The organism is Actinomycetota bacterium (assembly GCA_035759705.1).
Classification (GTDB): Bacteria; Actinomycetota; CADDZG01; order JAHWKV01; family JAHWKV01; genus JAJCYE01.
Genome location: DASTUJ010000127.1, coordinates 1 through 19,529, shown reverse-complemented (window position 1 = coordinate 19,529; position 19,529 = coordinate 1). Strand labels below are relative to the sequence as shown.

The window sequence follows — 19,529 nt, the reverse complement described above, 5'->3', positions numbered from 1 at the left end:
GGGGCGCCTCAGCCCGCGCTCCAGGATCTTTATCGCCGCCGCAACGTCGTCTTTGGAGTCCGCGAACACCACCGCGTTGGCCAGGTCGTTGCTCAATTTGCTTTGGGGCGCTTCGTCCGAGGGACCCGCCACTCCGCCCTGGACGGTTACCCGGATCCAGTTGCCCGCCGGGTCCACCAGGCTGAACCCGCTCAGGTTGCCGTTGTTCTTGCGCCGGCGGGGCCGGGTGATGCGGGGGAAACCGGTCAGGGGCAGCTTGCCGAACTGGGCCCTGAGGCCGGCGGCGAAAGCCTCGAACAGCGGCTCCGGGTCCTTCACGACCACCAGGCACGTCCCATAGGATTCCTCGGCCTTGAATCCGTCCATGCCGAAGTAGTGGAGGTGGATTCCCCCGCGCTTCAAAGCCAGGTATGAATAGGGTCTCAGTTGCCGGTAGGTCACCTCGAAACCCAGGGGAAGGTAGAAGTCCCGGATCTCGTCCACCGAGGCGCAGGGGAGGAGGGGAACCATCCATTCGTCGGCCATGGCCTGAATCGTAGTCGGCGCCGGACCCGCGAGAATGGGAACCATGACCCCGGACATACCTCACCGGCAGATCCCGGAGCCGGATGAACCCCGGAATCGGGCCGAACTCTTAAAGGACCACTCGACCGCAGACCTGGTCGACCTCTTCCGGCAGATGCTGCCTCCGGAGGACGAGGACGAGGCTGCAGCCGAAGCTCACGCCCGGGGAGAGGCATCACACCTGGACGTGCTGGTTGCCCTGCAGGAGCGGGGCACCAGGGAGGTGTTCGAGGCCGCCGCCCGGCTCTGCGGACACCCGCTGTCCGGAGAGCGGGTAATCGGGCTGCGCATCCTCCAGGAGTTGGGCCCCGCTGAAGGCCGGCCACTGTTCGACGAGACCTGGGCGCTGCTCGAGGGGATGGCAGACTCGGAGGAGGACCCCGACGTTCTCTACTGGGTCCTGGCGTGCCTGAGGTCTACCGGTGAGCCACGGATACTAGATACGCTGGTTAGGTTCTCCACCCACAGCGACCCCGATATACGCCGTGGGATCGCCTTCAGCATCGTGGGCTGCGGGCCCGACGACCCGCGGGTGATAGCGGTGCAGCTCCGGCTCGCTGAGGATCCCGTCGGTGACGTGAAGGAGCTGGCTCTGTACGACCTGGTCAACGAGATCACAGCCGACACTCCCGAGATCCGGGAGGTCCTCACCCGGCTCCTCGATGATCCCGACCCGGCAGTCCGCCTTGACGCCAAAGCTGCGCTGAGAGTCAGGGATTACCGCTGATGCAGCATCTTCTGAGCGTCGATTCGTGGTAATCTCGAATCCTTATTCAAAAATATGAATAGAATTCATGAATAGTGCATAAAGGGAGCGACGAGTGACGATATCGGCGGCGGTGCTGGGGGCATCGGGTTTTGCGGGGGCGGAGCTGCTCCGTATCCTCGAGGCGCACCCGGGCATGAGCGTAACGGCTGCGGCGGCCTCGTCCCAGGTCGGCAAGCCGGTCGCCGGCGCCTACCCGTCCCTGAAGTCGGTCGCCGACCTGACCTTCGTGTCGGTTGACGAGGCCCTCCAGTCCGGCGCCGACCTCGTCTTCTCCTCCCTTCCCCACAACGCCAGCATGGGGCTGTTCGCCGATGGGGGGGCGAAGGTTGTCGACCTCGGCGGCGACCACCGGCTGGACGACGCAAGCCAGTACGAGGAGTGGTTCGGCGAGGCGCACGCCCAACCGGAATCGCTCGGCGACTGGGTATACGGGCTGACCGAGTTCCACCGCAAGGAGGTCGCCGAGGCGGACCGGGTGGCGAACCCGGGCTGCTACTCGACCGCCGCGCTGCTGGCGCTTGTGCCCCTGGTTTCGGCCGGGCTGGTCGAGTCCGAAGGCATTCACGTCGACGCCAAGTCGGGCGTCTCCGGCGCCGGGCGGGCCGGGGGAGAGGGCTTCGACTTCTGCTCGGCCAACGAGAACCTGTCGCCCTACGCGGTGACCGGGCACAAGCACATCGCCGAGATCGAGCAGGAGCTTACTCTCGCGGCCGGGCACCCGACCCGGGTGAGCTTCGTTCCGCACCTCGTGCCGATGAACCGGGGCATTCTCGCCAGCTGCGCCGCCCAGGCCACGCCTTCGACGACCCAGGCAGACCTGTCGGCCGCCCTCACCGAGGCGTACCGGGACGAAGCCTTCGTGCGAATCCTGGACGGCGACCTGCCGCGGACCAAACGGCTCAGCGGCACCAACTTCGCAGAGGTCGCGGTCCGCTTCGACGCCCGGACCGGACGGGTGCTCGCCTTTGCCGCGATCGACAACCTGGGCAAGGGGGCCGCGGGCCAGGCGGTGCAGAACGCCAACCTGATGTTCGGACTGCCGGAGGCGACCGGCCTCGGCGACCGGCCCCTTCTTCCATGAGCCTTGTACCCGTAACCGGCGGGGTCTGCGCCGCACAGGGCTTCCTGGCGGCCGGCGTCAGCGCCGGGCTCAAGAGAACCGGCAACCCCGACGTCGCCCTGGTGGTCTCCACCCAGCCCGCGGTGGTGGCGGGCGTCTTCACCCGGAACAACGTCGCTGCGGCGCCGGTGAAGGTCTCGCGGGCGCGGCTCGCCGGGGGGACCGGCCGGGCCGTGGTCATAAACTCCGGGGGTGCCAACGCCTGCACCGGGGCCCAGGGCCTGGCGGACGCCGAGGCGATGTCCCAGGCGGCCGCCGATGCGCTGGGCGTTCCTGCGGACGAGGTTTTTGTGTGCTCCACCGGCCTCATCGGGGCCCTGCTCCCGATGGACAAGGTCGTGGCCGGCATCAACAACGCGGCATCCGCCCTGGGGGTGGACGACGGGATCGCCGCCCGGGCGATCATGACCACCGACACCGTGCCGAAGCTGGCTGCGGTCGCCTCGACCCACGCCTGGCACCTGGGCGGCATAGCCAAGGGGGCCGGGATGATCAACCCCAACATGGGCACGATGCTCGCGGTGGTCACCACCGACGCGGTAGTCGACCGCGAGATCCTGCAGGCGGCGCTACACCGGGTGGCCGACAAGACGTTCAATGCGATAACCATCGACGGCGACACCAGCACCAACGACACCCTCCTGGTCTTCGCCAACGGCGCTTCCGGCGTTAGGCCCGACCCGACCGAGCTCGAAGCGGCCCTGCTTGCCGTCTGCGACTCGCTCAGCCGCCAGATGGTGTCCGACGGCGAGGGGGTCACCAAGTTCGTCACGGTGAGGGTCACCGGCGCCGCCTCGAAAGCCGACGCAGTCCGGGCGGCCCGGGCGATCGCCGAATCGACCCTGGTCAAGACGGCCCTGTTCGGGGAGGACGCGAACTGGGGCCGGGTGGCTTCGGCGGTCGGGAACTCCGGAGCCGACGCCAACTTCGACGGGCTGACGATCTCGATGGCCGGGGTCCGGTTGTTGACCGCAGGGGCGTCGGAGGGCATGGAGGCCATCGACAACGCCCGGGCTGCGATGTCGAAAAACGAGATCACGATCGAGTGCGACCTGGGCGTCGGGTCCGACGAGGCGACCATCCTGACCAGCGACCTCACGCCGGACTACGTCACCCTGAACGCGGAGTACGAGCTATGAACCACCGCCGGTTGTGGTCCGACGCGCAGCTCAAGTCGGCCGTCCTGGTCGAGGCCCTTCCCTACATCCAGCGGTGGACCGGCAAGACCGTGGTCATCAAGGTCGGCGGTGAGATTGCCGACAACCCCGATACGCTGAAGGGCTTCGCCACCGACCTCACGCTGCTGAGGTTCGTCGGCATCCGGCCGATCCTGGTCCACGGCGGCGGCAACCAGATCAGTCAGGCGATGCGGCAGCTGGGCCTGGAGCCCCACTTCATCGGCGGCTACCGGGTGACCGACAAAAAGACCGTCACGGTGGTCCGTGAGGCGATGATGGAGGTCAACGAAGCAATCGCCCAGGCTATCGACTCCAACGGGGGAAACGCGGTCCGGCTCGCCGGAGACGCCGACAAACTTCTGCTCACCAAGAAGTTGTGGGGCCCGGAAGGCGAGGACCTCGGCCTGGTGGGCGAGGTGACCGACGTCGACCCGAACGAGCTTTACCGGGTTCTGCTCAAGGAGTACATCCCGGTGATCGCCCCGCTGGGGCTGGGCGAGGAGGGCACCACCAACATCAACGCCGACCTGGCCGCGGCGGCCATCGCCGTGAAGATGGATGCCGAGAAGCTGGTGTTCCTCACCAACACCGAGGGGCTCTACCGGGACTTCGGCGACGAGACCAGCCTCATCTCGGAGATCACGGTCGGCCAGTTGCGGGAGATGCTGGACGAAGGACGCCTGTCCAAAGGCATGATCCCGAAGATCTCGGGGGTGGTGAACGCCATGGAGTCCGGCGTGCCCCAGGCCCACATCCTCGACGGCCGGCAGCCGCACTGCCTGCTGGTGGAGATCTTCACCGACGAGGGTTCCGGCACCATGGTGCTGCCATGAGCCCGGAGATCGCCGGCCTGGCCGACAGGCGGACCATGCCGACCTACAAGCGCCTGCCGGTGACCTTTGTCCGGGGCGAAGGCATGCGGCTGTTCGACGAATCCGGGCGGGGCTACCTTGACTTCGTCGCAGGCATAGCGGTCAACGCCCTCGGCCACTCGCACCCGGCGGTGGTGTCGGCGATCGCCGAGCAGTCGGCGAAGCTGATCCACACCTCCAACCTCTACTACACCGGCCCGATGGCCGAACTCGCCGACCGGCTCTGCGGGCTGCTCGGCTGGGACGACGGGCGGGTCTTCTTCGCCAACTCGGGGGCCGAGGCCAACGAGTGCGCCCTGAAGCTGGTGCGCCGCTGGGCGGGCGACCGCTACGGAGCCAACCGGTACGGGACCATCGCCGCCCACGGCGGGTTCCACGGCCGGACGCTGGAGACCCTGGCCGCCACCGGGCAGCCGGCCAAGTGGAAGCCGTTCCTGCCGCTGCCGGTCGGGTTCACCCACGTCGAGTTCGACCACCCGGGGGCGCTGGAGGACGCGATCACCGGCGCCGAGTCGTCGATACTGCTCGAGCCGGTCCAGGGAGAGGCCGGGGTCGTCGTCCCTTCGGACGGCTACCTGCCTTTCGCCCGGATGCTGTGCGACGAGCACAACCTTGCTCTCATCCTCGACGAGGTCCAGACGGGCTTCGGGCGGACCGGCGAGATGTTCGGCTTCCAGCACACCGGCGCGGTGCCGGACGTGATCACCCTGGCCAAAGCGCTGGGCAACGGCCTGCCGATCGGCGCCTGCGTCGCCCGGGGCGAGTTCGCGGAGGCGTTCCAGGCCGGGGACCACGCCACCACCATGGGCGGCAACGCCCTGGCGTGCGCCGTGGCGCTGGCGGTTATCGACACCATCGAGCTGGAAGGGCTGGTGGCCAACTCCAGGGAGACCGGCGCCTACCTTAAGCAGGGTTTGGAAGGGCTGGCCGGGCGCCACCCGGCGGTCACCGAGGTCCGCGGCAGGGGCCTCCTGCTGGCGCTTCAACTCGACTCCGAGTGCGCCTCGGACGCCGTCCTGGCGTGCCTGGAAAGGGGGCTTTTGGTGAACAACGTGACGCCTTGGGCGCTCCGGTTGTGTCCACCGCTTATCCTGACGAAAAGCGACTGCGACGAAGCCATCGGCATCCTGGACGAGGTGCTCACCGGCATTAGAGAGGTTCAACCCGCATGAGGCACTTTCTATCCTCCGACGACGTTACGCCGGCCGAGCAGGCGGTACTGATCGACCGTGCGATTGAGATGAAGAACTCCTCCCGGATGATCTCCCGGGTCCTCGAGGGCTGCTCGGTGGGGTTGATCTTCGAGAAGCCGTCCACCCGGACCCGGATTGCCTTCGAAACCGCCGTCTTCGAGCTCGGCGGGCACCCGATCGCCCTGCAGGCCCACGACCTGCAGCTGGACCGCGGCGAGTCGCTGGAGGACACCGCCCAGGTTCTGTCCGGCTACCTGTCGGCGATCGTACTGAGGACGTTCGGCCAGGAGCGGCTGGACGCGCTCGCCGAGACCTCGACCATCCCGGTGGTCAACGCTCTGTCCGATCTGGAACACCCCTGCCAGGCGCTGGCCGATGTGATGACGGTCCAGGAGTGCTTCGAGGACCTGTCGAAGGTGACCATCGCCTACCTCGGCGACGGCAACAACGTCTGCCACTCGCTGCTCCTTGCGGGGGCCAAGGCCGGGATCGGCAAAATCATCGCCGCCTGCCCGAACGGCTTCGAGCCCATCGAGCCGATTGTCGAGAGGGCCGCCGCCATCGGTTTGGAGACCGGCTGCAAGATCCGGGTCACCAACGACCCGGCGAAGGCCGCCCGGGGCGCCAACGTCCTGTACACCGACGTGTGGACCAGCATGGGCCAGGAAGAGGAGAAGGAGTCCCGGCGCCAGGTCTTCCAGGACTACAACATCAACTCCCAGGTGCTGGACTCGGCGTCCCCGGACGCGGTCGTCATGCACTGCCTCCCCGCCCACCGGGAGGAGGAGATCAGCACCGAGGTCATGGACGGCCCCCGGTCGGTGATCTGGCAGCAGGCGGCCAACCGGCTCCCCGCCCAGAAGGCGCTGATGGAGTGGTTGCTGACGCTGGACCGAGCGGAAAAGGACGGTCGCCGGGTGCGATGAAGGCGGGCAGGCAGCGCAGGATCGTGGGGCTAATCCGGCAGATGCCGATTACCAGCCAGACCCAGCTGGTGAAGATGTTGCGAGGCTCAGGTTTCCCGGCCACCCAGGCAACGGTCTCCCGGGACCTGGATGAGCTGGGGGCGGTGAAGGTCCGCCGGGATGGCAAGGTCGTGTACTCGCTGCCCTCCGAGTCGGTGACGGTGCCGGCGGGCGATGCGGTCAGCAGGATGTTCAGCGAGTCGGTTCTCGGCCTGGAGTCCACCGGCAACCTGGTGGTCGTCAAGACCCCTCCGGGGCACGCCATGATGGTCGGGGGAGCGCTGGACCGGCTGGAGATCGAAGGGGTGGCCGGGACGATCGCCGGTGACGACACGATCCTGGTGGTGTGCAAACAGGGCGTCATGCCCCGCAAGGTGGAGCGCAGGCTGCGAGCGATGGTGGAGTCGCTGCCCGGAAGCGACCTGTCGGGCGAAGAGGATTGACGCTAGAGCGGTTCGATAAGAGAGGAAGCTCAAGATGAGTGAAAAAGTCGTTCTTGCCTATTCGGGTGGGCTTGACACCACCGTAGCGGTGAGGTGGCTCAAGCAGACGCAGGACCTTGACGTCATTGCGCTGCTGGTCGACGTGGGCCAGGGCGGCGACACCGAGCTCCTGCGCAAGCGGGCCATGGACGCAGGCGCCCTGGACGCACAGGTGATCGACGCCCGCGAGGAGTACGCCAACGAGTACGTGACCAAGGCCCTGGCCGCCAACGCCCTTTACCAGGACCGCTACCCGCTTGTCTCCGCCCTCTCACGCCCCCTGATCTGCAAGCACCTGGCGGACGCCGCGCACCACTACAGCGCCCGCTACGTCGCCCACGGCTGCACCGGCAAAGGCAACGACCAGGTGAGGTTCGAGGTGTCGCTCGCCGCCCTGTCGCCCGACCTCATCGTGCTTGCGCCGTGCCGCGGCTGGGGGATGACCCGGGAGGAGGCCATGGGTTACGCCATGCAGCACAACCTGCCGATCTCGATGACCCCGGCGTCGCCGTACTCCATCGACGAGAACCTGTGGGGCCGGGCTATCGAGTGCGGTGTCCTGGAGGACCCGTTCATCGAGCCCCCCGACGACATCTGGGATCGGACCAGCGACCCGGCGAAGGCACCGTCTGAGCCGGCGTACCTTGAGATCGAGTTCCGCCGCGGCCTGCCGGTAGCCCTGGACGGCGAGGCGCTGCCGTTCTCCGAGCTTGTCGCACGGGTCGAGAAGCTGGCCGGCAGCTACGGCTACGGCCGGATCGACATGATCGAGGACCGGGTGGTCGGCATCAAGTCCCGGGAGGTCTACGAGGCCCCCGGCGCCCTGGCGCTGATCGAGGCTCACACCGAACTGGAGCACCTGACGCTGGAGAAGGCGGTTCTGCGGACCAAGCGAGAGCTGGAGCGCACCTACGCCAACCTCGCCTACGAGGGGTTGTGGTTCTCGCCGCTGCGCGAGGCGCTGGACGCATTCATCCAGTCCACCGAGCAGTACGTGAACGGCATCGTCCGGGTGAAGATCGAGTCCGGCAGCGTCCGGGTGGTGGGACGTAAGTCCTCGGCCTCGCTGTACGAGATGTCGCTGGCGACCTACGACCGGGACGACGCCTTCGACCACAAAGCTGCCGAGGGCTTCGTGAAGTTGTGGGGCCTGCCCCTCAAGACCTGGGCCCGGGCCCGCCGCGCCGACGCCGCATCCCGACCGGGCGAGGGCTCGTGGGAGGGCGTGAGCAAGAAATGAGCGAACCGCTCTGGGCCGGGCGGTTCTCGAAGGGACCGTCCGAGGCCCTGGCGGAGCTGTCGCGCTCGATCCACTACGACCAGCGCCTCTGGCCGCACGACATCGCCTGCACGCGGGCGCACGCGGCCAACCTGCAGCGTGCCGGGCTGATCTCCGCCGAGGACGAGGCCGCGCTGGGCGGCGCCCTGGACAAGGCGGCGGCTGCGTTCGCAGATGGGTCGTTTGTCTTCAACCCGTCCGACGAGGACATCCACTCCGCGGTCGAGAGGTTCCTGACCGACGAGCTCGGGGACCTCGGGGCCCGTATTCACGCCGGCCGCAGCCGCAACGACCTGGTGGTCACCGACTTCCGGCTCTGGCTGAAGGCCGCCATCCCGGCGATCGCCGAGGGGGTGCTTGCGCTGCAGAACGCGTTGGTCGCCCAGGCGGAGGCTCACGCCGACACCCTGGCGCCCGGCTACACGCACCTGCAGAGGGCCCAGCCGGTGCTCCTGGCCCACCACCTGTTGGCGCACGCCTTTGCCCTGGCGCGGGACTTCGACCGCCTCAAGGGGGCCTTCAACCGCGCCGATGTCTCCGGCCTCGGGGCGGCAGCCTTCGCCGGCACGACCCTCCCGCTGGACCCGGTCGGAACTGCAGCGGACCTCGGCTTCTCGTCGGTTTTCGACAACTCGGCCGACGCCGTCGGTGCCCGGGACTTTGCCCTGGAGTTCCTGGCGGCAGCCGCGATCCTCGGAACGCAGCTCTCCCGGATCGGCGAGGAGGTCGTGCTCTGGACCAGCTCGGAGTTCGGCTTCGCCACCCTGGACGACGCCTTTGCGACCGGGTCGAGCATCATGCCGCAAAAGAAGAACCCGGACGTGGCCGAGCTGGTAAGGGGAAAGTCGGCACGGATCATCGGGGACCTGGTGCACCTGCTGGGGGTCGTCAAGGGCCTCCCGATGGCCTACAACCGGGATCTGCAGGAGGACAAGGAGCCGGTGTTCGACGCCGCAGACACGGTGGGCCTCTGCCTGGCCGCCCTGACCGGCACCATCGCCACGCTCAAGTTCAACCCGGACCGGCTGGAGGCGGCCGCCCGGGGAGGCGCCGCCGGGGCCACCGACCTCGCCGAAGCCCTGGTGAAGGAAGGCGTTCCGTTCCGCCATGCCCACGAGGCGATAGGAAAGCTGGTGGCGGTGGCGGCGGGGCGCAACGCAGAGCTGGCGGACCTGTCGGCCGAGGAATTGCAGGCGGCCCACCCGAAGCTGCACGTCGAAATGCTGGACCTGCTGGACGCCCGCCGGAGCGTGTCCTCCCGGGCCTCCCACGGGGGTACGTCGCCCGACCAGATCTCGGCGCAGCTAAAGAGGCTTAAGAGCGTTCTGGACGAACAGCGGCAGTGGTGTGAAAGCGTGACCCTGGCCTCGGGTAGCACTGGTCCTCACGCCTGAAGGCAGCACCGAAGGTCGGTCGTGCGGAACGGTCCCGGCGCGGGCAAGCCTCTGCGAATCGACGCCTCGTCAAACGCAGTGGCGGGAACCAGGTCTTCCGGGAGGGCGTCGGGGGCGCCCACTGCCTCCACAACTTCCTCCTTGAGTATCCGGACCTGAGCTTTCGAGATGAGTGGAACCGTCATGACGGTCTCGGCCACCATGGCCAGCAGGCGGTGGAAGGCCCGAGGTGCACGAAGGAACGGGCGCCGTACGCCCATGATCCGGGCCACCCGGCGGGCGGCATCGTCGAACCCGATCTCGGTCGGGCCGACCAGGCCGACGGTCTGGCGAGGCAGGCGTCCGTCCACCAGCGCTGCGACCAGAACGTCCACAACGTCCTCGACGGCCAGCGGCCGTACCCGGGATTGGCCGATGCCGAGGAACAACGGGAAGGTGTAAAGCGCATGGCTGAGGTGGTCGAGCATGTGGTCGCCGCGGCCGAAGATCATCCCGGGTTTGAGTACGGTCCACTCGAGACCTGATGCCCGAACAAGCTCTTCGGCCGCCCACTTGGACTCGTGGTAGGGCGATCCGCAATCCGGCCTTGCTCGCAGGAAGCTCAGCAGTGCGATCCGGCGGACCCCGGCGCGCTCGGCGGCCCGAACGACGTTCGCCGTGCCCTGGACGTGGACGGCGTCGTAGGTCTGATGCCCAATTTCCCGGTTGATACCGGCGCAGTGGGCGACCGCGTCGCATCCCTGAAACGCCTGCGCCAGCCCGTCCTCATCGCCGGTGCCCACCTGAAAGAAGCTGACTCCGGGAAGCTGGAGCACCTGCTGCGCCCAAGGCCGCTTGTCGACGCCCCGAGACAGGACAACCGCCTCGTGTCCCCGCCGGGAGAGCGCTTCGGCCAGATGCCCTCCGACAAAGCCGGTCCCACCGGTGATCGCTATACGCATGCTGTTACCTCCCGAGTTATTCGGTTGGGCCTTTGTCGGATCGGATGCGGCGCTGCCGGCGTATGACAACCTGTTCGGGGCACACCGCCGAGAGGAAGTTGCCGACGGATGTCGCCAGGCGCTCCTCCACCAGCGAATAGAGAATGCGGTTGGAGTCCCGGCGCTCCCGCACCAAACCGGCGCCCTTGAGAACGCCCAGGTGTCGGGAGATCGAAGGCCCGCTGATCGGGAACCTGGACGCGATTTCGCCGGCCGCCATCTCGCCACTGCGCAGGTCTTGAAGGATCTGCCGGCGGGTCGGATCGGCAAGAGCCTTGAACACACTTTCGTCTTCAGCCATCTAGCTATTTAGCCAGATTACTAATAACTTCGCAAGTCGATCAGGTTTGGGCCATGCGAAACCGGTTACTCGGACTCGGCTACCGGGGTCCTGGAACCACTCTGGCCGGGCCGATGCTGTCCAACACCGGAGCCGGCTGCTCGGCGTAGACGGCGTTCACATGGATTAGCACCGACCCGGGGTAATACCGCCAGCTGTTCATCGGAAGAAACCCCTTCCACGCCGCCGAACCGGAAACGCAGGTAGCGGACGCCTTGAAGGGGAAGTCCTCAGAACCCTGGAAGACGGTGCCGCTGAGCGTTACCGGGCCCGCCCGCGGGCATTGCACGTTGCCCGATATCCGCATCCCGTAGCGGGAGGAGGTCGCACGGACGTCGATGCTGGCGGGCGGTTGGGAGGTGTAGACCGGGTATTCGGGGGTTGCTTCCCGCCCGAGGACGATCGTTCCCTTGACCAAAGACGAGTCGTTGCATTTGCCCTCGAACGTGGCGGAGACCCGGTCGAACCCGCCCCAGTCGGCGTAGGCAACGTCGTGGATTGTGAAGTTTCCGAACTCGATGCGGCACGAGTAGTTGTTGGGCCCGGTTATGTAGAGGGTCGGCTTACCGTCCTCGTGGCCGTCGATCGGGTGGGTGCCGGCCGCCAGGCTTTCGCCCGCGCCTCCCAAAATACGAACGTCCCACCGGTCCCCGGCCTCATTGGTTGCGTCTACGTTCAACGCGGGCCCGACCTCGCCGGCCAAAGAACGGCCGACGTAGTTCGTCCACCGGACTGCCTCCGCCGGCTCGCTTATCGACGCCGACCGGTTGAGCGAGGCGTCGTTGTTGGAGGTGGAGACGTTGAATCGGGAAACCCGCGGCCCTACCGTTGGGGCCGCAGGCGGCTCGTCGATTCCGTAACGTATGTGGCCCATCAGCGCAGGGGATCTGTAGCCGCAGTGCGACTCGAACTCCAGGTCGAGCTTGACCACGTCTCGGTATTCGTCGACCTCGTACTCGTGGATGTCGAAGGTGGCCCCCAGTTTGGTGCAGGTCGGCCCCCCAGTCCGGGCCAACGAGAATGTCGGCCCCTCAGTCTGTGATGAGCTGTCCACGACCTGCGTGTAGCGCCCGGGCTTTATGCCGTCCGGCACCTCCAGATACATCGTCATCCCAAGGTTCTGCGTGTCGGACGCCCTAACCTGAAGGTAGCCATTGTTGGCAGCAGCGATGACCCTGTCACCGCGTGCCGTCGACAGGCTCGCAGCACTGCCGTCGAAGAGCGCCTCGCCGGGCTCGCTTTGAATCTCGAAAGAACCGGGAAGAACGGGCAGGTCCGGTTGCACCGGAGGTTCCGGTCCGAAGCCGAACCGTATCTCTCCCCGGAGTGGTCTATCCAAAATGCTCCCGCACCTCTGCTCGAAGGATGCATCGAAGCGCTCGAGGGTGCCGTCGGCTGCGTAGTCCGCGACGTATACCGTGAATCCACCCCACACCGCATAACAGCCGCGGTGGTTTCCCGAGATCATCATCCCGGGCCCGTCATTGGAAGAGTCCCACCATCGGCCGGCGTGCGGATAATCTCCCGGGGTCAGCCTGGAGTCGTCCGCGGTTCCGAAATGAAGTTGATACAGGCCTCCGTCGGTATTCCTCATGAAGATGGAAACCGACTCGTCTCTGTCGTTGACCTTCCAGAGGAAGTGATCGAGAGTCCGGCTGTCGTAGGACTCGTTCTTGCCCTGGAGGATGAAGTCCCCGGGCTCGCTGCGAAAGTTCAGAAAGCCCGGCACCGCTTCGTCATTCGGGTTCTTGGGGATCACCGGCAACTCCGGAAGGGGATCCGGCATCACTGCGCCGCCGAGTAGGATCTCGCCTCGCAGGGCCGGTTCCCCCCCGTCGCAGCGCTGCTCGAAGGTGAGCGCAAGCTTCGTAGTGGTTCCGGCCGGGTCGTATTCTGCGACGTAGACCTTGAACGAGCCGTTGAGCCTGTCGCAGCCCGACGGCCGGGACCCCTGGTTTTCGATGGACATCCCCGGGATGGTCTCGGGTTGCAGCCCACGCAGGATCGCCCCGGTGTAGTGGCCCGGCGTGAACGGAGTGCCGGCAGGGGTGACGAAGGTGAACCTCCAACCGGCGAGCCCGCCCTCGTCGGTCATGGCCTTTAGCAGAAAGTTGCCGGGGGTGAAGTTCTGCCAGCTGAACTCGTGTGTTTGGTCCGACAGGGCCCACTGCTTGCCCTGGCCGATGACATCCCCGGGGTCGCTGGTCATGGTTATGTAGCCCTGCTGGGGGGCGGTTTGTGCGACGGCCGGCGGCGTCATCACTGCAAGGCACGAGATCAACAAGGCGAGGGTTGCCAGCCGGCGAATGGTCACGAAACTACTCGGTTCCCACGGAAAGGTTGTGAAAGAAGCCGGCGGACAGATCCAATACCGAGCGGCTGCCGGGAATCCGTTCTACAACGGTTCGTCCCTCAGCGGGTCCGTCGCCCAGGATGCCGAAGACGTTTGAGCCGTACGACCAGACCGTTCCGTCGGTGGCCAATATCAGGCTGTGAGCACCCCCCGCCGAAACCCAGACCGCCCCGAGATTCGACTTCTGGTAGCACCCCGGCCTGGTGGTGTTGCAGGCGATCGATTTTGGAAGTCGCCCGTCGGCGACGGTACCGGTCCCCAGTTGTCCAAAGGCGTTCCATCCCCAACCAAACACCTCGCCGGTGTTGTTGACAGCCACGTTGTGGAGGTACCCCGCGCTCACCATTCGGGTGGCCAGTTTGAAGGGTGATTCGATGGCAACCGGTACGGTCCTCGTGGTCAAGGTGCCGTCGCCGAGCTGCCCGAAGCCGTTCCAACCCCAAGCGCGCATGGACGAGCTTTGGGAGACCACCCCAATGTTGTGATACGCCCCGGCCGAGATGTTCGTCATGTCGGTCAGCCCGCTCACCTGGACCGGGAGCCAGCGGTCGGTGAGGGTGCCGTCACCGACCTGGCCGAAGATGTTCCATCCCCATGCCCAGACGGTTCCGTCCTGTTTCAGGGCGAGGTTGTGGTACCAGCCCGCCGAGATCGAGACGACATCGGATAGTCCCTTCACCTTCACCGGCCTCAGGCGGTCCCTGGTAGTGCCGTCACCCAGCTGGCCGAAGGCGTTCCATCCCCAGGACCAGACGGTACCGTCGCGGGCCAGCGAGAGGCTGTGGTAGGCGCCGGTGGCGACCTGCACCATGTCGGTCCGCCCCGCGACCGCTACCGGCGACTTGCGGGTCGTGAGGCTGCCGTCCCCGACCTGCCCGAGGGCGTTGTACCCCCACGCCTTCACCTGCCCCTTGGCGTCCACCCCGAGACTGTGCAACAGTCCTGCCGAAACCTGTTCGAAGTCGGTGGGCACTGCGGAGGGGGCGCCGCGGTCGTTGACGTCGCCGGTGCCCAGCTGCCCGTACCCGTTATAGCCCCATCCCGAGGTCCGTAACGGCGGGTCAACATCGGCTGCGCCGGCGGCGGGTCCCGCCGCTAGGAGCCCGGCAAAAAGCAGAAACACGATTAGGTGCCTGGACCGCAAAGTTTGCGGGCTACTACGTTTTGTTGCCCATTTCGCCAGGAGGTCCCCGAGACTTAGGTAAAGAGTCGATGCACCTATCGGCACAACTCCCGGATCGTTAACGCAAAGGTTCGTCTTTCCGGTTTTGCGACCCCGAGTTGAAAAAATCCCCTTCTTGCCGCCCGAGCGGTTGCATCGATCCTGAGTGGGTAGAACTCCTTCGGCTCGCCTGAGCCGCAGAGTGAGCACGGCCTGAGCCACAGGCCCCAGGGCTCGATCAGGTCAACCGGTTGCCCTACCAAGGAGGGGTCATGTTTTTTCATGTCCAGAAGCTGATCAACCCCATCATTCCCGACGAGCCGGACCCCGCAGCCGCCAATGCGCTGCAGGAGGGCCTCGGTGGCCAGTTCGGCGAGATGCGGACGATGATGCAGTACCTGTTCCAGAGCTTTAACTTCCGGGGCGACGCCACCCCTTACAAGGACCTGATCCAGGGGATCGGGACCGAGGAGATCAGCCACGTCGAGCTGATCGCCACCACGATCAACCGCCTGCTCGACGGCAGCCCGGCCTACAGCGGCAAGAACGACGGAACCGACGTCCCCGGCGCCGGCGGCAAGACCCCGCTGGAGATCGCTCTGGGCAAAAACGGCAACGGCACCGGACCCGGGAACATCCACCACTTCCTGGTCGGCGCCCAGGGTGCACTTCCGGTCGACTCCGCAGGCAACCCGTGGCTCGGTTCTTACGTCTACAACAGCGGCAACCTGGTCCTCGACCTGCTCTACAACCTGATGCTGGAGGCCACCGGCCGGACCCAGAAGTGCCGGCTGTATGAAATGACCGACAACGAGACTGCCCGGTCCACCATCGCCTACCTGATCGTCCGGGACCAGGCCCACGAGCTCGCTTTCGCCAAGGCACTCGAGACGCTGGGGATCGACTGGGGCAAAACCCTCCCGATCCCGAACTTCGACGCCACCAAGTACCCCGAGGTCGAGGTGCTGATGGACAAGGGAGTGCATCTGGAGCAGCACCACTGGAGGCTCGACGCCTCGCAGATGTCGGCGATCTTCCAGGGCTCTTCGCCCGCCAACGACGGGACCAAGCTGAAGACCACCGAAAACCCGCCCGACGGCGAGCTGATCGTCAACGGACCGGAGCGGCCGGAGGAGTTCTCACCCGGGCTCACCCCCGAGCTGAAGGAGCTGGTCGACCAGATCGCCGCCATGGCGTAGAGCCCCGAGATCAGAACAGCCGGCCCGCTGCAAAGCGGGCCGGCTGTTCTATTTCAGGGTCGGTGCCGTGAGATGGCGTGCTTGGGACGTGCCCGGCGGCGCCGGGAGCCTACGCGGGTCGCCAGCAAGATGCCCGAGAGTCCCGCGATCAGGGCAATCAACGGCCCGGAACTGCCGCCGGTGCGCTCGGAATCTGCGAGGTTGACCGGTTTTATCTCCTGCGGTTCGGCGCTGGGTGTCACCTCGACCGGGGGGCTCGGCGATCCGGACTCAGCCGCCGCCAGGGTCACCGGGGAGGCAGATGGCGTCGGGGAGGGTTTGGACGACGCAGACGCCGGCGCTTTGGCCGAAGGCGACGGGGACGGCTTCCTGGCCGCGGTCGCCGAAGCCGACGGTTTGGCCGACGGCTTGGCCGACGGCTTCGCCGCTGCAGCGGGAGCGGCTACCGGGGCCGGCGGCGGAGCTACCGGAGGAGGCGGCGGGGGAGCGGGAGGAGGAGCGGCGCTTCCACCGTCACACCCGGCGCCGGGTGACGACTGGCTGCCTGCGACGTGGGGCGAGGCCGGCGGCGTCGAGGAAGAGGGAGAGGAGTTCCCGCCGAACTCCACGGTCGCAAAGATGTAGGGGTACCGTCCGCCGTCCGGGTTGCACGCCATCGCAATGCCGGTGTGGGTGAACGCCGGGTCGAGAATGTTCTTGCGGTGCGGCGAGCTGTTCATCCAGAAGTTGTGGGCCCAGGCGCCGGTGAGCGTCGTGTCGTGCCACGCCAGGTTCTGCGCCCCCGACCGGTAGCCGGCGCCGCTCATCGCCTGCGGGGTGCCCGGGTGGTACATGCTTCGGGCGGCCGCCATCTTGTTGGCCCAGGACTGGGCCAGAGCGTCCAGACGGGGGTCCCGGGACAGCGGGCTGAGCCCCCTAGCCGCCCGCTCCGCGTTCATGAAATTGAGCATGTTCTGGTTGTTGACTGCCGCATTCGACACCGCTGCGGACGCAACGGAGGGCACCAGGCCCACCGTCAGCAGGACCGCGGAAAGGCAGATTCCGATGCGTAGCGTGGCTCGCCGCAATGCGTGCGGCCGCCTTAGGTATGTGCCCCCTCGGGCGCTGGTCATGGGGCCATTATTGCAAGGGCCGGCCCGAAAGGGGCAGCTACCGGGGAAATGGGGCGTCGGGGTCGAGCCTGTAGTCCTCCAGATAGTCGGCTATCTGACCTGCCTTGAGCCCCGGACGTGCGTTCCACCAGGCGATCCGCCGGGCCTCCGAGATCTTCAGCCTCGCCAGGAGAACCAGTGGAAGAAGAAGGACCCAGGTGGCTCCCGCGAGCAGTCCGGTGTCGACGGTATCCCCCGGTTCCGACTGTGCAGTCGGGGCGGCGGGCGGTTCGGTCCCATCACTACCGGCGCCGGCTGCGGCGTACGCCGGCGTTGCGATCGACAGGAGGAACAGCAGGCTCAGTGCTGTAAGTCCGATCGTCTTCCGAGGTTGCATTCTGACCGCGGTCTACCGAGGCACCCGTCAGCCGCGCCGGAACGTTCCCGGCCGGGGAGTCTCGGGCTTCGGCCGCAGCCGGTACCAGAGGCCTCCGGCCACACCGGCAAGCATCATGGCGCCCATGCACCCGGCGACGAACGCCCCCCAGCCGGCCATCGCCCGGTCGGTGGAGTTGGACGTCTGCGCCAGCGCGGGCTTCTCTTCGACGGGCTCAGGCGGTTCGGGCGATTGTGGTGCGGCGGCGATCTCGAGGGCGGGAGGCGGAGCGGGCTCGACGACCGGAGCCGGCGCCGGGGCGGGCGCCGGAGGAGGAGCGACGACCTTGGGAGCTACCGGCTTAGGGGCCACCGGCGCCGCAACCGGCGCCGGAATTGGCGCCGGTGCGGGGGCCGGTGGGGGCACCGGTACGGCAGGAACCGGCGCCGCCGAGCCGTCGCACACCAGGGAATGGCCCTGGAGGGCGCCGGCCGGAACTGCAATGGGGTTCTGGGGAGGGATGTCCGGGTACAGCCCGGTGCCGCCGAAGTCCACCACTGCGACGGGGAAGGGTCTGCCGGAGGCGGTGGAGCAGGCCAGTCCGATTCCGACGTTCGTGAACCCGGGGTTGAGGATGTTGCGGCGGTGGTTGTCGCTGGTCATCCACATGTAGGAGGCCTGGGAGGCGTTGATGCTCGGCGCCCGGTGGACCAGGTTCTGCCCTCCGGCGGCGTAGCCGATACTGCGGGCGACCGACTGCGAGTGCTCGAGCATGCCGCGCGCAGCCAGGCTCTCGGCAAGCTGCTGGGCGTGGGCGTCCAGGCGGGGGTCCCGGGACAGGCCGCCCAGCCCGCGGGCTGCTCGCTCGGCGTTGTGGTATTCGAGGATCTTTGCGGCGTTGAAGGGGATCTCATCGGCGTCCGACGCGAGCGCCGGCGCGGCCACCAGGCTCATCGGGACGACGGTCAAAGCGACGGCGAGCCGGATTAGAGCCCGGGCCGGGATCTGCTTGAAGCGCAACGCGGACCTCCATGACTGGTCCGCCCCCTGCGGCTAGCTAGTTATCGGCAACTTCTCATGCCCCGATCAGAACTTTTTCTTCCGGCTGCCGCTCGTAGTTGCGCCCGATCTCGGAGGCCCAGGAGGTGCCAAGGTCGTCGGCGTGGCGGGAGATCCACTCGGTGAGCTTGATGCGGCCCGCAGGAGGGGTCTGGTCGGAGGCGGTCAGGCCGGCCATGAGCCCGTCGAGCTCCTGCCGGTTCACCACCACGTCGTCGACCATCCGGCCGATGACCCCGGCCATCGCCAGTGCGACGGAGGTCGGCGCACAGAACATCGGCCTCGGGTGCCCCACGCCCTTCCCGATAGCCCGGACGAACTGCTTCCAGGTGAAGGTCTCCGGCCCTGCGGCGTCGGTGACCACGTTGCGGTCCATCGACCCGAGCTCGACGCAGATGCGTGCGACGTCGTCGACGTGCACCGGCTGGATCTTGTACCTGCCGTTGCCCGGGATGCCGATCACGGGGAAGCGCCGGGAGATCCAGGCGATGTTGTTGATGAAGACGTCGCCCCGGCCGAAGATTACGGTCGGCCGGACGATCGCATAGGAGAGTCCGGACTCCATCAGGGCCTTCTCCATCATCGCCTTGCCCCGGAAGTAGGGCAGCGGGGAGTCGAGGCTGGGCTTGGTGATGCTGACGTGGACGAACCTGCGCACCCCGGCGTCCTTCGCGGCGTTGATCAGGGTGATCGTGTTCTGGACCGCCTCGGAGAACTCGACCTGGCCACGCTCGAAACGCACCCAGTAGGTGTTGTAGACGGTGTCGGCGCCGCGAAGCGTCTCGGTCAGCACCTCCGGCCGGTCAAAGTTGAATCCGAACGCCTCGATCGGGCTGCCCGCCGGGGCGGTCCGCTGGGTGAGGGTGCGCACGGTGCGCCCCTGCTCCAGAAGAAGGGCGGCTATTGCCTTGCCGGTGTAGCTGAAGGCACCGGTGACTACGTCGAACTGTGCGCTCACTTTTCCTCCTCGAGGGTTCCGAAAGTCATCAACATGCCGAGTGCCGGTGCCAGCCGTGAGGCGTGGTCGAACAGGCGGTCGGCGGGGGACTCGGCGGGGTCCAGCTGGTGCAGGAGGTCCACTCCGAGGTAAAAGGCCACGATCCCCACCGCCACGTCCCGTGCGGGGATCAGTTTTTCCAGCACCGAGTCCTTC

20 protein-coding genes are annotated in these 19,529 nt (G+C 67.0%); 10 read left to right on the top strand and 10 right to left on the bottom strand.

Translation table 11 applies throughout. The annotated features are described in order from the left end of the window. Window positions 1-525 (bottom strand): VOC family protein (locus VFV09_08760; protein ID HEU4867804.1); only part of this gene is annotated, 525 nt, incomplete at its 3' end. Between the two features lie 43 nt (window positions 526-568). Between VFV09_08760 and VFV09_08755 the strand changes: the two genes are divergently transcribed. From VFV09_08755 to argH, 9 genes are all read left to right on the top strand, one after another. After that, entirely contained in the window at window positions 569-1,291 is a 723-nt protein-coding gene (locus VFV09_08755) for a HEAT repeat domain-containing protein (GenBank protein ID HEU4867803.1), read from the top strand. Window positions 1,292-1,385: 94 nt separating this feature from the next. After that, window positions 1,386-2,414 carry an N-acetyl-gamma-glutamyl-phosphate reductase gene (argC, locus tag VFV09_08750; GenBank protein ID HEU4867802.1) on the top strand — a complete coding sequence of 343 codons (1,029 nt, stop codon included), beginning with the start codon at window positions 1,386-1,388 and terminating at the stop codon, window positions 2,412-2,414. Next, complete coding sequence (argJ, locus tag VFV09_08745) at window positions 2,411-3,592, top strand: bifunctional glutamate N-acetyltransferase/amino-acid acetyltransferase ArgJ (protein ID HEU4867801.1); 1,182 nt, start codon at window positions 2,411-2,413, stop codon at window positions 3,590-3,592. The genes argC and argJ overlap by 4 nt, the downstream gene beginning before the upstream one ends. Next, window positions 3,589-4,464 carry an acetylglutamate kinase gene (gene argB, locus VFV09_08740; GenBank protein ID HEU4867800.1) on the top strand — a complete coding sequence of 292 codons (876 nt, stop codon included), beginning with the start codon at window positions 3,589-3,591 and terminating at the stop codon, window positions 4,462-4,464. Before argJ ends, argB begins: the two co-directional genes overlap by 4 nt. Continuing rightward, window positions 4,461-5,675, top strand: a complete 1,215-nt coding sequence (locus VFV09_08735) for an acetylornithine transaminase (GenBank protein HEU4867799.1) — start codon at window positions 4,461-4,463, stop codon at window positions 5,673-5,675. Before argB ends, VFV09_08735 begins: the two co-directional genes overlap by 4 nt. Further along, entirely contained in the window at window positions 5,672-6,622 is a 951-nt protein-coding gene (gene argF, locus VFV09_08730) for an ornithine carbamoyltransferase (GenBank protein ID HEU4867798.1), read from the top strand. Before VFV09_08735 ends, argF begins: the two co-directional genes overlap by 4 nt. After that, a complete protein-coding gene (gene argR / locus VFV09_08725) occupies window positions 6,619-7,104 on the top strand; it encodes an arginine repressor (protein HEU4867797.1) in 486 nt (161 codons plus the stop codon). The genes argF and argR overlap by 4 nt, the downstream gene beginning before the upstream one ends. A 34-nt stretch (window positions 7,105-7,138) precedes the next feature. After that, complete coding sequence (locus VFV09_08720; protein ID HEU4867796.1) at window positions 7,139-8,383, top strand: argininosuccinate synthase; 1,245 nt, start codon at window positions 7,139-7,141, stop codon at window positions 8,381-8,383. Further along, window positions 8,380-9,816 (top strand): argininosuccinate lyase, encoded by a 1,437-nt coding sequence (gene argH / locus VFV09_08715; protein ID HEU4867795.1) that lies wholly within the window; start codon window positions 8,380-8,382, stop codon window positions 9,814-9,816. Before VFV09_08720 ends, argH begins: the two co-directional genes overlap by 4 nt. On the opposite strand, the gene VFV09_08710 is transcribed toward argH, so the two are convergent. The 4 genes from VFV09_08710 to VFV09_08695 form a co-directional block, all read right to left on the bottom strand. Then, window positions 9,807-10,757 (bottom strand): NAD(P)H-binding protein, encoded by a 951-nt coding sequence (locus VFV09_08710; protein ID HEU4867794.1) that lies wholly within the window; start codon window positions 10,755-10,757, stop codon window positions 9,807-9,809. The two genes, argH and VFV09_08710, sit on opposite strands and share 10 nt — an antisense overlap. 16 nt (window positions 10,758-10,773) lie before the next feature. Then, complete coding sequence (locus VFV09_08705) at window positions 10,774-11,097, bottom strand: metalloregulator ArsR/SmtB family transcription factor (GenBank protein HEU4867793.1); 324 nt, start codon at window positions 11,095-11,097, stop codon at window positions 10,774-10,776. Window positions 11,098-11,176: 79 nt separating this feature from the next. Further along, complete coding sequence (locus tag VFV09_08700; protein ID HEU4867792.1) at window positions 11,177-13,450, bottom strand: hypothetical protein; 2,274 nt, start codon at window positions 13,448-13,450, stop codon at window positions 11,177-11,179. Between the two features lie 4 nt (window positions 13,451-13,454). Then, window positions 13,455-14,612: a hypothetical protein gene (locus VFV09_08695; protein HEU4867791.1), complete on the bottom strand. Its 1,158-nt coding sequence runs from the start codon at window positions 14,610-14,612 to the stop codon at window positions 13,455-13,457. Window positions 14,613-14,923: 311 nt separating this feature from the next. On the opposite strand from VFV09_08695, the gene VFV09_08690 reads away from it, so the two are divergent. Next, window positions 14,924-15,850, top strand: coding sequence for a manganese catalase family protein (locus VFV09_08690; GenBank protein HEU4867790.1), 927 nt, complete (start codon window positions 14,924-14,926; stop codon window positions 15,848-15,850). A gap of 53 nt (window positions 15,851-15,903) precedes the next feature. Here the strand turns inward: VFV09_08690 and VFV09_08685 are convergent, their stop codons facing one another. The 5 genes from VFV09_08685 to VFV09_08665 form a co-directional block, all read right to left on the bottom strand. After that, a complete protein-coding gene (locus VFV09_08685) occupies window positions 15,904-16,917 on the bottom strand; it encodes a CAP domain-containing protein (GenBank protein HEU4867789.1) in 1,014 nt (337 codons plus the stop codon). Between the two features lie 82 nt (window positions 16,918-16,999). Continuing rightward, complete coding sequence (locus tag VFV09_08680; GenBank protein ID HEU4867788.1) at window positions 17,000-17,338, bottom strand: hypothetical protein; 339 nt, start codon at window positions 17,336-17,338, stop codon at window positions 17,000-17,002. 27 nt (window positions 17,339-17,365) lie between these two features. Beyond that, the gene (locus VFV09_08675; protein HEU4867787.1) at window positions 17,366-18,337 is read right to left on the bottom strand and encodes a CAP domain-containing protein; all 972 of its coding nucleotides are present in this window, start codon (window positions 18,335-18,337) and stop codon (window positions 17,366-17,368) included. A 55-nt stretch (window positions 18,338-18,392) separates the two neighbouring features. Then, the gene (locus VFV09_08670; GenBank protein ID HEU4867786.1) at window positions 18,393-19,334 is read right to left on the bottom strand and encodes an NAD(P)H-binding protein; all 942 of its coding nucleotides are present in this window, start codon (window positions 19,332-19,334) and stop codon (window positions 18,393-18,395) included. After that, window positions 19,331-19,529, bottom strand: a 199-nt coding sequence (locus VFV09_08665) for a hypothetical protein (protein ID HEU4867785.1), incomplete at its 5' end; no start/stop codon positions are given. The genes VFV09_08670 and VFV09_08665, both read right to left, overlap by 4 nt.